Below are 11,180 nucleotides of genomic sequence, written 5' to 3'. Positions count from 1 at the left end.
ATGGGCCGCCGTTATCCCGGCTGCCGCCAAAACTTACACAAGCTGGTGGAGCTTTTGGTGGCCGACGGCGACTTCAAGCCGCTGAAATCGACGGACCCGCCGGCCGCGGTAATTCATGGCTATCTGTTGCACATGCTCAGGGCCAGGATACTAGGCCAGCAGGCACTTGAGCCGCTGGCGAACCAGGATGCCGCGATCTTCGACCGGACCTTCCCGGGCATGCGGGCCCGGTTAGACCCGCTAGCCCTGGAAGTAGCCAACGCTCCTAATACTTGGGCGGTCCGGGAGATCGTCGAAAAAATCCTGCGGCTGCTTCAGGACCTTTCTGAAGGGTGTTCCCCGGACGGAAACGACCGCGAGCAGCAGCCACGGCAATCGCAGGGCGAAAGTGACGCCGGGCCAAATAGCGGCCCGGATGAACAGGACGACGGTGACGCCGGGCAATCAAGCTTCCCGTCGCCGGATGCCCAGACTGATCCAAATGGGCAAGAAAACGCCGGGAATGACAGGGAGCAGCAAGATGCCCAGTCCCAGTCGAAAAAACAGGGCGGCGATAATGCCGAGCAACAGGACGAGCCGGAAGCACAGAACGACGGTGACGCCGAGCAAAATGGCAGGCCGGAAGCACAGGGCGAAAGTGACGCCGGGCAATCACTGCCTGGCCGATGTGAATCTGGCGGCCAGAAACCGGCGGATTCCGCAGTCCAGGCTGCGGCTGAGGCATTGGCCGATGATACGCCGTACCAAGATTTCGGCCAGGCCATAGCTGGCAAGCTCAAGGCTATCAGCAAAGGGCACCGCAATTCGCCTGGTATTGGCATTGCCAAAGAAGTCCCACCTTGGTGGGAACCGGGCTGCCGTCAGCTCACCGAAAGTGAAATCATGGCGGCCACCGCCAGATTGCGAGCCATGTTGGGAGGACTGGTACAGGCCAAACGAGCCTGTCGGACTCGGCCCTCGTTGGCAGGTACCAAGCTTAACCTTCGTGGCCTACCTCGGATGGCTGCCAATGACGGCAGGGTCTTTCTGGCGCGTCAGGAACGGCAGGCGGTCAACACGGCCGTTTACCTGCTTCTGGATCAATCCGGTTCCATGAAAAACAAACGGGTTGTTGCCTTCCAAGCAACGGTGGCCTTGGCCCGGGGTTTACGCGCCATACCGGGCACTGCGGTGGCCGTCGGTTCGTTTACCACCTTTGAGAACGATGTGCCGGTGGTTGTACCGTTGCTGCGTTTTGAGCAACCCGAACGCCGTTTGACAAAAGCAGTACCGCCGAACTGGCTGAACACCCCCATGGCGCAGTCGATCTATTCCGCTGCGGCCCAACTGCTCCGCCGGCGGGAGCCGCGTAAAATACTCGTGTGCATAACCGACGGTGATCCTGACGAATGGAAAATGACCCGGGAAAGCATAGACCGCTGCCGGGCTTCGGGGATCGAGGTCTATGGCGTCGGGATTATGCATGACAGGGTTAAGGGTCTGTTCGGTAAGCGGGATTCGGTGGTAATCGACCAATTGTCCGAATTGCCGGACAAGCTGTTTAAGCTGCTGGCCAAGCGGCTTTAAAAAGAGATAGCTATAACCTCGCCGGGGGGGGGGAGAAAGTGACCACCCGGGAAAGGAGGACGAAAGATGTGGTCTGAGATAGCAGTCCAGCATCTCTTGCGCGAATGGATATCAAAACCCTATCAATGCGCCCGAGGCGGCATTGCCTACTCTTTTGGCAGTGGTCGGTGCGTTGTATCCATTTGCCCCAACGATAAGGGGTGGAGCGACCCTGCAACCCATAAGCTGTTTCGCGGTATTCGCGACCTTGGTTGGGGGTTGGTTTTTAAACAGCCCGAAACCTTCAAGGACAGAATAAAGATGGTTTCACTCGTTCCACCGCCGGAGAGGAAACATCGCGATATGGACAGACCAGGACCCATTTTCGATCATGCGGATCTGGGCACCAGGGAGCCGAACGACCCGGAACTCCGGGGCATTGACCCTGGCCACCCCATGTACTATCTCCTTGGCGGCAGGCCTTTGCAGCCCGAGGAAATTGAGCCGGACCATGATTGGGAGTTGCCGTCCGATACCAAATTGAGTCGGCTGAAAGACCGCAAGAAGCGGGAAAAGCGCTTGCTGGAAATGCGGGAGGGATATGGAAAAGAACTCCAGGAATATATCGCTCGATACCTGAAGGTGATCACCCCGGGGTATCAGGTGAGTGAGTACGACCGGAAAATGGGGTATGGCTTGGAAACTGCAATTTTCCTGTGCCACAACCATATAAAGGCAGGGAAAGGCTGGTTGGCGGCGATCAACCGCGAACTGGCGAAGTATCAGCCGCCGTTAAAGGATACGCCGCAACGAGAGTGGGCATTAACTCCTATCCCGCAAGCTAAACAGCAGCAACAGCTTGGCTTTTAGCCCAAGCCCAAACTAACACCCTGCCGGGTGGAAGCAATTCCCTAAAAACCAACAAGGAGGGCAAAAATGGCGGATTATTTTGCAGCATCCATCGAGTTTCCCGCCTCTGCGCTTGAGGACGCGGAGATCAAAAAGGCGCTGAAAGATGAGGGAGTCAAGTTTGAGCCCCTAAAAGGAGACCCGTTTCGTGAAGTCGAAGCCAAGATAACAGAAGGCATTTTCTACCTCTACAAGGCCGAAGCCCGATGGGGACAGTTCGAGGAGTTGGAATCCCTGCTGAGAAGCAAGGGTATCCCCTTTGACCGGCAATCCGGTCAGGCTTTTGAGTTCATTCCGGAGTTGGTGATTTTTCGCCCGGCCAAAGATGGCGCGCCGAATCAAAGATCGGTTGTCCCAGGGGATTGGAGCTATCCAGGCATATCTGGATATAAATTATCCTGACTATCCGCCCCTGAGCGATTTTGTGTAGGTCCTCACCTTAAAAAAATTAACCCCGCCGGGGGAAGCGACCCCCTGGGGGCGAGCTTCCTCCTGGCGATAACAGGAAAGGAGGAAGCACAAAATGAATCCCACAAAAACGGTCACAGTTCCGTCCCCCCAATTCCGGGGGTGGGTGGAAGTGGACCCGAACCGCATCGTCCGTCAGGTACAAAAGCGCCAGGCCAAGATCGAGAAAGCCTTCTGCCAGGTTCGGCTGATGGAACGGAGTCTGGTTAGGTCTTTTGCAGCCAGAGCGTATCTCTGGCTACAGCAGGACGGCAAATGCCCATACTGCGGCCAACTCATCACTCCATTCAGTGGCTGGAGCGTCCACCACGTTATTCCCCGATGCAAGGGGGGATCAGATGCCTTAGACAATCTCCAACTGCTGCATCCTCACTGCCATCGCCAGTTGCACGGGGATGCGGCGCGTAAGGTTGCATAAGGAGGAATCGGAATAAGTGGCAACCGCCCGAGACAGACCCGGGCAATGATGACCGGCTTTTGGCCACGGCCCCAGACTTATTGGCAATCCACAAAGTGAACGCATTATAGAAAAAAAACCGATTGTCCAAACCCCGCCGGGGGAAGCTAAGTCCCCCAGGGTGGGGAAGCTTCCTCCCGGCAGAAAGGAGGAGGCGTGAGAGAAAAAATCAAACAAGAAGGCCGTCTGGTCCACCAGAACTACAAGACTTCGATGTGGGCCTGGGGACGGGTTCAGATGGTCCAATCCTGGCACCCCCCTTACGAAACCGCCCTGTTCTACCCTTCGGGGAAAAGGGTAGAAGTGCAGGGGGAAAGCCGTGGAAACTAAGAAAGTCAAATTACGGAACTTTGGGAAAGTTTCAGGCCGGATAGCGGCACGAATCAAAGACGAGCAGGGCCGTTTGCTGGCCGTCATTATGGACCCGGAAGCAAAACTTGCCGCTGAGGACGCCGCCATGCGGCGGTTGTCCGTCAAGCTAAAGGCATTGTATGTCATCTTTAACCGCAAATGATTTCCAAACAAACGACCCGGCCCCGGGGAGAGAACTACCCCGGGTTGGGGCGGCCTTCTCCCTGCGGCTCAACAAGGGAGGAGAAGCATCATGGACAACAAAACCATAAAAGATGTTCGCGAGGCCCGCCGGGTAATAGGAGCGCTGATAGAATCGCCGTTCTATTCCGATCCCCCCTATGGCCTCTCTACGATAGAGAGATTGGCTCTGGTAAAGAGGGTCCTGGAGATCAGGCGCAACAGCGCAACCCAACAGGAAATGGAAAGGGTTTTCAACTGATGGCATTCTGACATTACCCCGCCGGGGGGAAGCCGCCCCCTGGGGGGAGCAGCTTCCTCCTGGCATTAAGAGAAGGAGGAAGTACATGGCACGATTAGCATCTCAGGCGAAGATGGGATATTACCCCACCCCGCCTGGTATCGTAGAACACGTCAAAACCGGCCTGGCGCTGCCAGGCCCCGGCCTTTATCGACTGCTGGATACCTGCTGCGGCGAGGGTGAAGCCCTGGCGCAGTTGGCCGCCGGCCTCTCCGGAGTCACGACCTACGGGATCGAGCTTGACGAAAACCGAGTAAAAGCCGCTTCCGAGAACTTGGATCACGTTGTTTGGGGCGACGCTCTTAACGAACTCGTGCGACGTGAAGTCGCCTAAGTGATTGTTTCGCCTCAGGATTTGCTCCTGAGTGACGAAACCTGTTGTTCCGTCAACAGTAGCTAACCATCCCGTGCAAGATGGGTAACTGTCCTGTGCGAAGCGGATGGGACAGCGGTATCCTTAAACCCAACCGTGAGGGAGGGCATTCCTGCAAGCATCATGTGGGAGGGAGCTGCTGCTGAGGTTGGTATGGTTAACGTAAGTGAACTGCCGATTGGACCGTCGTGATAAGGAACAAGCCAAAGATGCTGAAAGGCTTGCACCAAAAGGTAGGTGGCCAGGATATTCCGTTGAGTTCTCGGAATACACGGACGTTGCGCCACCGGCGGGTAGGCAGAGCCTAACCCAATTCTCTGTCACTTAGGCGGAACACGTTAAGCCCGTATCCGTCCTGTGGGTGAGCAGGTAGGAAGGCCGCAAGGCCCGACGAAGCGGATGCGGGTAGGGGAAGGTGAAAAAGCGAAGGCCATTCTGTAATGGGATGGATAGGGGTTGAGCGAGAGCAATATCACCCCGCCCGAAAGGGAGCTGACTTCACCTGGTCTTTTGTTGTAATCCTTTGCATAACTTCAGAAAGGAGGCAAGTTGTGAATGTGAAATCAGACGCTACCTCCGGCAACCAGATTGACTGGAATAGTATTGACTGGGCCAGAGCGAATCAGGTTGTCAGGAGACTGCAAGTTAGGATTGCAAAGGCAGTAAGGGAAGGTAACCGCAGGAAGATTAAGTCTCTCCAGCGGCTACTAACCCATTCGTTTTACGCCAAGGCTTTGGCAGTGAGACGAGTAACCAATAACCGTGGCAAGAGAACTCCGGGTGTCGATGGGGAAACCTGGAACACCTCGGAAGCCAAAGCTAAAGCCATATTGTCACTTAGGAAGCGAGGCTATAAAGCCTTGCCCCTGAGGAGGGTTTATATCCCTAAGGCAAACGGAAAGAAGCGCCCTCTGGGAATCCCTACGATGAGGGATCGGGCCATGCAAGCCCTATATAAAATGGCATTGGAACCTGTAGCAGAAACTTTGGCCGATGGAAACTCTTATGGCTTCCGTCCCGACCGATCCTGCGCTGATGCCATTGAACAGGGTTTTACTTGCCTGAGCCGTTCGACTTCACCGCAATGGATACTGGAAGGCGACATCAAAGGTTGCTTTGACAATATCAGCCACGACTGGTTGATGACCCATATCCCAATGGATAAGGAGATTCTCCGGAAGTGGTTGAAGGCCGGCTTCATCAACCTTAAAAAGCTTTTCCCCACAACAGCCGGTACCCCGCAAGGGGGAGTTATTTCGCCGCTGCTGGCTAATATGACCTTGGACGGTCTGGAACGATCGTTGAGGGAAAAATTCTCACGAACAAAACGTATGGGCCAATGTTCCAAGGTGCATTTTATTAGATATGCAGATGACTTTGTGATTACCGGTAGCTCTAAGGAACTTCTGGAAACTCAAGTCAAACCACTGGTAATATCTTTTCTGAAAGAAAGGGGACTGACCCTATCCGAAGAAAAGACAGTGGTTACGCATATCGGAGAAGGCTTCGACTTTCTGGGTAAGAACATTCGGAAATATCGGGGTAAGCTTATTATTAAGCCTACAAAGCAGGGTATCAAGAATGTTCTGGATAAAGTCCGGAAAGTCTTAAAGGCTAACCGAACGGCAAGTCAGGAAAATGTAATTAAGCAGCTTAACCCGATTCTAAGGGGATGGGCTAATTACTATTCTACTGACTGCTCTAAGGAAACCTTTGGGTTGATTGACCAACGGGTCTGGCAAAAACTTTGGCGTTGGTGTTGTCGCCGGCATCCTAATAAGGGTGCAAAGTGGATTAAGGACAGATACTTCCACAAGGTCAAAAACCGTAATTGGGTCTTCGCCGTTAAAATTACAAACGGCAATAAAGACGGCCTGTTGGAACTGTATCATATTCCTTCTACTAAGATAATCAGGCACACAAAGATTAAGGCCGAAGCCAATCCTTTTGATATGGCCTGGAATCGCTACTTTGAGGAAAGAAACCTTGCAAAGATTAAGCGAGACCAGGGTTTATATGGAATGAAACGGAAGCTTTGGCTGGCCCAGGAAGGAAAGTGTGCTTCTTGTGGGGAACCATTGGAAATGGGGAACCATGAAGAGCATCACATTATCCCCAGGGCCTACGGGGGAAAGACGATATTGTCTAACCTTCGGGCTTTATGTCCTGACTGCCACTGGCGCAGGCACACCCTGCTACGAAATGGTTTACTGCCGGCATCCCAGTAACATGGGCTGCTTACAAGAGGCTTGAGCCGTGTGCGGGGAAACTCGCACGCACGGTTCTTAGGGGGGGATGGCCTGGTAACAGGTCGTCCCTACCCGACAAAATCACCACCAGGTCATTTTCCCTGCTCTGGTTAAACCCGCCATACGATTGGGACGGGGACGGCGGACGGCTTGAGTCCCAGTTTTTGTGGGCGCACCGCCGCTACCTGGTTCGAGGGGGATGGCTTGTTTTCATCATTCCCCATAGGGCATTAAAAGATGCGGCAGAGCCGCTCTCCAAGCTGGCAAATCTGCAAATCTACGCCTTTCCCAAGCCGGAATTTGACGTGTTCAAGCAGGTGGTGGTCCTGGGCCAGAACAAAGACAGCAATGACGCGTTGCAGCTAGCGGTAGTCAGGAGCTACGCCGCCCGGCCTCCCGAAGAGGTCTGGGAGCGGCTACCCAAGACCGACGAAATACCTCCGGGGTCAATCATTCTGCCTCCTTCTCCTGATCGGCAGATCAATTTTTCCAGCGAACGGCTGGATGTGGAGAAGGCGGCGGCGCTGGTGGCCAAGTCCCCCTTGTGGCAGGAGCTGGAGGCCGCAACCGTAGCAAAAAACCTGCACGACATCCGCCCCTTGGCCCCTTTGCGTCAGGGCCACCTGGCCATGTTGCTGGCCGGCGGTCTGATGAACGGCAAGGTGGAAAACAACGGCAAACGGTTGGTCATCAAGGGTTCCGTAGAGAAAAAAGCTGAAACGGAAACCGAGACCACCGATACCCATGTTATCGAGCGGCAGACGTTGAGCTTCCGGATCGTCATCCGGATCTCGTAGGAGGATGCATCCATGACCAAAAACATCAAGCAGGTGCTTTCTCCCGATCATGTCGGATGTTTTACGGACCGGTATCTGATTGGGGTTGATGAACGGTCCAACAAAAAAATCTACCTGATCTCTCTGTTTGGGACAAAAACCAGGGTGGATGCCGTCAAAGCGACCATCCTGTGCGGCCAGGCGGTCTTTATCCAAAACTGCTGGACCGAAGGTTGGGCCGAACATTCCCAAGTCCGAAAAACCTACTGGCAATACAGAACCATCACCCGGCAGCTTGCGCCGGGAGTGGCCCACTGCCTGATTTTCACGCCGGCCCTGCTGGTTCCGGAAAGCAAGTCCTACGAAAGAGTTTTTTGGGGAGAATCTCAAGAGGAGATCCTCAAGAAATTCTTCTATGCGGCGCAGAAATATTATTCCACGCCGCTGCTGCCGGAATGGACCGAATGGCTCTGGAATGAAATGGACCAGATTGACATTGAGTTTCTGGGCTTCAAGCTTGCGGTCGGCGTTAAATTTTACGCCGAGAGTTTCCTGGAGACCAGGCTGTTCGAAGAGAATTCTCCCATAGCTGCTGAGGCTGCCAGCGTGAACTGAAATTAACCGTACACCCGACGGGGGTGAGTTCATGGCCCCCGCGGGGGCGTGAGCTTGCCCCTGCCAGACTTAGGAGGCAAGCGTATGAACTTAAAAGAATTTCTTGGCGAGTTTGGCGACTCCCTGAGAAAGAAAGTCAGGATGTCGCCGGTTTTCGATCCCGCCCATCCGGATGATTGGGACCGGCAAGCAACTGCAAAACTCGAGAAACTGGCCCGGCAACCCTTCCCGCCCCAGACCAGAACCATCCTGGCGCTGGCCAAGGGATTTTATCGGGACGACAAGAAAGCCGAGATCATGGTCGGCGAGATGGGGGTCGGCAAGACCATCTGCGCCATTGCCACGGCCTTCCTGAACCCCAAAAAGAACCATCGCACCATCATCATGTGCCCCGGACACCTGGTTGATAAATGGATGCGGGAAATCCGAGAGACGATTCCCCATGCCGCTATCGTCAACCTGAACAATCCAGGGCTCAAAGAGCTTTTCGCCTTGCATGGGCAAAAGCCCAAAGGCCTGGAGTTTTATGTGGTCGGCAAGGAAAAGGCCAAAATGCACTTTGCCTTCAAGCCTGCCATCATCAAGCGGGGCAATAAGGTTTATTGCCCGCAGTGCGGCAAGCGACTGGAAAAACTCGAAGGAAAAATCGAAAACGCCAAGCGCAAGCTCAAGTGCCCGGAGTGTGATTCTCCGTTATGGCAGGCAGATTCGGATGGATCCCGCCGGTATGCCAAGGCGGAATTTATCAAGCGGTATATCCGCAAGGGAGCTTTTGATCTATTCGTGGCCGATGAACTGCACGAGTATAAAGCCGGCGATTCGGCCCAGGGCCAGGCCCTGGCCTGTTTAGCCGCCGTTGCCAAGCGGACTCTAGGCCTGACCGGCACATTGATGGGGGGCTACTCCACAAATTTATTTTATTTGCTGTGGCGGCTTTTCCCATCCCTCATGAAGGACAATACGCCCTATGGAGAGCAAACAAATTTCGCTGGCAATTACGGCGTATTGGAGATTGTCAAGAAAACCCCGTTGTCAGACAATTTACATTCCTTGGGGGGCAACAAGAACCGTGAAGTGGTGAAGGAAAAACCGGGGGTGTCGCCCCTGGTGTTAAGCGACTTCCTGTTGGAAAACGCGGTTTTCATGCGGCTCCAGGATGTATCGGACAAACTGCCGCCTTATGTGGAAGAAGTAGTCGGGGTGCAAATGCTGCCCGACCAAACCGAGGCTTACGAGGATCTGGAGAAAGAACTCGGAGATGCGTGCCGCAGCGCCCTGGCCGCGGGGGATCAATCCTTGCTGGGAGCTTTGGTCAATTCGCTCCTGGCCTATCCCGACGGCTGCCGGCGGGGTGAAGAAGTCTATCATCCCCGCACCAGCCAATTGGTGGCCGGCGCACCCCAGATTGAGGCAGATTTCCTACCCAAGGAGGAAAGGCTGCTGGACCTGGTGCAGAACGAAATCGGGCAAGGTCGCAAGTGCATAGTCTGTCTGGAACATACGGGCACCAGAGACCTGATTCCAACTTTGAGCGAGAAACTGGAACAGATAGGCGTCATCCCGCTGATTCTGCGGGCCAATAAGCCCAAAGCAAGTCAGAGGGAAAGTTGGATCAGGAATATGGTCAGTCAGCATCAGGTCATGATCTGCAATACTAATCTGATCAAGACCGGTCTGGACCTGATCGAGTTTCCGACGCTGATTTTCTTTCAGACCGGCTATTCGATCTACACCTTGCGCCAGGCCTCCCGCCGCTCCTGGCGTATAGGGCAGGAGCAGCCGGTCAAGGTCTATTACCTGAGCTATCTGAACACCATGCAGGAGACGGCCTTGTCGCTGATCGCCTCCAAAATGGAAACCGCCCTGGCGGTGGAGGGCGATCTGACGGATAAAGGTCTGACTGCCCTGGCTCAGTCCGAGGCGAATTGCAGGCCGATGCGCTCTTAGGCGATGAACAGCCGGTGGAAACCGAAACCACTACCCAGACGACCATGACCAGGGGCGACCAGCAATCCACGGTCAAGGTCACCCGGGTGGTTCGCGGCAAGGTCTATCCCCAGGGCAAGATCGGGGTAGGCGTGGTCGGCCAGCACCGGCTGATCTTCCAGGCCGGGAATATCCTGTTTAAGAACCGGGTCGTCGGGCAATACGACCGGTCCGGAAACGGGCAGATCAAAGGCAAGCCCATCAGGCTGGAAAGGCAGGGCAATGGCTACCTGTTAGTGGAGTTGCGTAAAGCCGCCTAGTTGAGATTGATCACCATTTTCCCCTGGGGGGAGATGCGGTATTTTCCCCACGGGGGAAGCCGCATCTCTCTTTAGGGCACTTTCGGAGAGAGATATGGCTTATCATGATTATGACACCATCCGGGAGCAGGCCCGGGGCCGATGGTCTCGCATCCTGCTGACCCTGGCTCCGGAGTTGGAAACTGCGGTCCAAAAAGCACCCCGTCATGTTCCCTGCCCGGTGCATGGCGGCAAAGACGGCTTCCGCCTGTTTGGCGATTGGGAAGAAACCGGCGGCGGCATCTGCAACACCTGTGGTAATTTTCCCAGCGGATTTAGAGAGATGACGACTGGGTCCGGCAACTGCTACGGCAAACCTGGGTCCAGGCCGTTTCGCTGAACCACGAACTGGCAAAACCGGCCCGGCTATACCTGCAACACCGTGGTATCTCAGGGCCAGTCCCCGATTGCCGCTGTCATCCTCATCTGCCTTATTTTAAAGACGGGGTTGAGATGGGTAAATATCCGGCACTGCTGTTTGTCCTGCGTGATCAATGGGGCAAGGCGGTGACCATCCATCGTCTCTACCTGACGCCTCAGGGCGGAAAGGCGCCGGTGCCCAGTCCCAAGAAGACCATGCCCTACCCATCCGACCGGAAGCTCGTGGGAGCGTTGGTGCGGCTGGGGCAACCGGAGCATGACACCCTGGCCCTGGCCGAAGGCATTGAAAC

The 11,180-nt window shown here is 54.9% G+C and carries 15 protein-coding genes; all 15 read left to right on the top strand.

Annotation, left to right across the window (positions count from 1 at the left end; all coding sequences use genetic code 11):
• A partial coding sequence (locus tag JRG72_11390) for a VWA domain-containing protein (protein MBW2135808.1) occupies positions 1–1,566 on the top strand: 1,566 nt, incomplete at its 5' end.
• Positions 1,567–1,908: 342 nt separating this feature from the next.
• Complete coding sequence (locus JRG72_11385; GenBank protein ID MBW2135807.1) at positions 1,909–2,415, top strand: hypothetical protein; 507 nt, start codon at positions 1,909–1,911, stop codon at positions 2,413–2,415.
• Between the two features lie 66 nt (positions 2,416–2,481).
• Complete coding sequence (locus JRG72_11380) at positions 2,482–2,856, top strand: hypothetical protein (GenBank protein ID MBW2135806.1); 375 nt, start codon at positions 2,482–2,484, stop codon at positions 2,854–2,856.
• A gap of 121 nt (positions 2,857–2,977) precedes the next feature.
• Positions 2,978–3,340: an HNH endonuclease gene (locus JRG72_11375; GenBank protein MBW2135805.1), complete on the top strand. Its 363-nt coding sequence runs from the start codon at positions 2,978–2,980 to the stop codon at positions 3,338–3,340.
• Positions 3,341–3,535: 195 nt separating this feature from the next.
• On the top strand, positions 3,536–3,709 hold the full coding sequence (locus tag JRG72_11370) for a hypothetical protein (GenBank protein MBW2135804.1): 174 nt from the start codon (positions 3,536–3,538) through the stop codon (positions 3,707–3,709).
• On the top strand, positions 3,699–3,893 hold the full coding sequence (locus tag JRG72_11365) for a hypothetical protein (GenBank protein ID MBW2135803.1): 195 nt from the start codon (positions 3,699–3,701) through the stop codon (positions 3,891–3,893). Before JRG72_11370 ends, JRG72_11365 begins: the two co-directional genes overlap by 11 nt.
• Before the next feature lie 90 nt (positions 3,894–3,983).
• Positions 3,984–4,172 carry a hypothetical protein gene (locus JRG72_11360; GenBank protein ID MBW2135802.1) on the top strand — a complete coding sequence of 63 codons (189 nt, stop codon included), beginning with the start codon at positions 3,984–3,986 and terminating at the stop codon, positions 4,170–4,172.
• Between the two features lie 85 nt (positions 4,173–4,257).
• Positions 4,258–4,545 (top strand): hypothetical protein, encoded by a 288-nt coding sequence (locus JRG72_11355; protein MBW2135801.1) that lies wholly within the window; start codon positions 4,258–4,260, stop codon positions 4,543–4,545.
• Between the two features lie 479 nt (positions 4,546–5,024).
• Positions 5,025–6,812, top strand: coding sequence for a group II intron reverse transcriptase/maturase (gene ltrA / locus JRG72_11350; GenBank protein ID MBW2135800.1), 1,788 nt, complete (start codon positions 5,025–5,027; stop codon positions 6,810–6,812).
• Between the two features lie 185 nt (positions 6,813–6,997).
• Positions 6,998–7,630: a hypothetical protein gene (locus JRG72_11345; GenBank protein MBW2135799.1), complete on the top strand. Its 633-nt coding sequence runs from the start codon at positions 6,998–7,000 to the stop codon at positions 7,628–7,630.
• 12 nt (positions 7,631–7,642) lie between these two features.
• The gene (locus JRG72_11340; GenBank protein ID MBW2135798.1) at positions 7,643–8,224 is read left to right on the top strand and encodes a hypothetical protein; all 582 of its coding nucleotides are present in this window, start codon (positions 7,643–7,645) and stop codon (positions 8,222–8,224) included.
• 84 nt (positions 8,225–8,308) lie between these two features.
• On the top strand, positions 8,309–10,171 hold the full coding sequence (locus JRG72_11335; protein ID MBW2135797.1) for a DEAD/DEAH box helicase: 1,863 nt from the start codon (positions 8,309–8,311) through the stop codon (positions 10,169–10,171).
• Positions 10,150–10,470, top strand: coding sequence for a hypothetical protein (locus JRG72_11330; protein MBW2135796.1), 321 nt, complete (start codon positions 10,150–10,152; stop codon positions 10,468–10,470). Before JRG72_11335 ends, JRG72_11330 begins: the two co-directional genes overlap by 22 nt.
• A gap of 94 nt (positions 10,471–10,564) precedes the next feature.
• Positions 10,565–10,849 (top strand): hypothetical protein, encoded by a 285-nt coding sequence (locus JRG72_11325; protein ID MBW2135795.1) that lies wholly within the window; start codon positions 10,565–10,567, stop codon positions 10,847–10,849.
• Positions 10,850–10,962: 113 nt separating this feature from the next.
• The coding region (locus tag JRG72_11320; GenBank protein MBW2135794.1) for a DNA primase at positions 10,963–11,180 on the top strand (218 nt) is incomplete at its 3' end.

The organism is Deltaproteobacteria bacterium, assembly GCA_019309545.1.
Classification (GTDB): domain Bacteria; phylum Desulfobacterota; class Desulfobaccia; order Desulfobaccales; family Desulfobaccaceae; genus Desulfobacca_B.
This window is presented reverse-complemented; position numbering and strand designations above follow the sequence as displayed.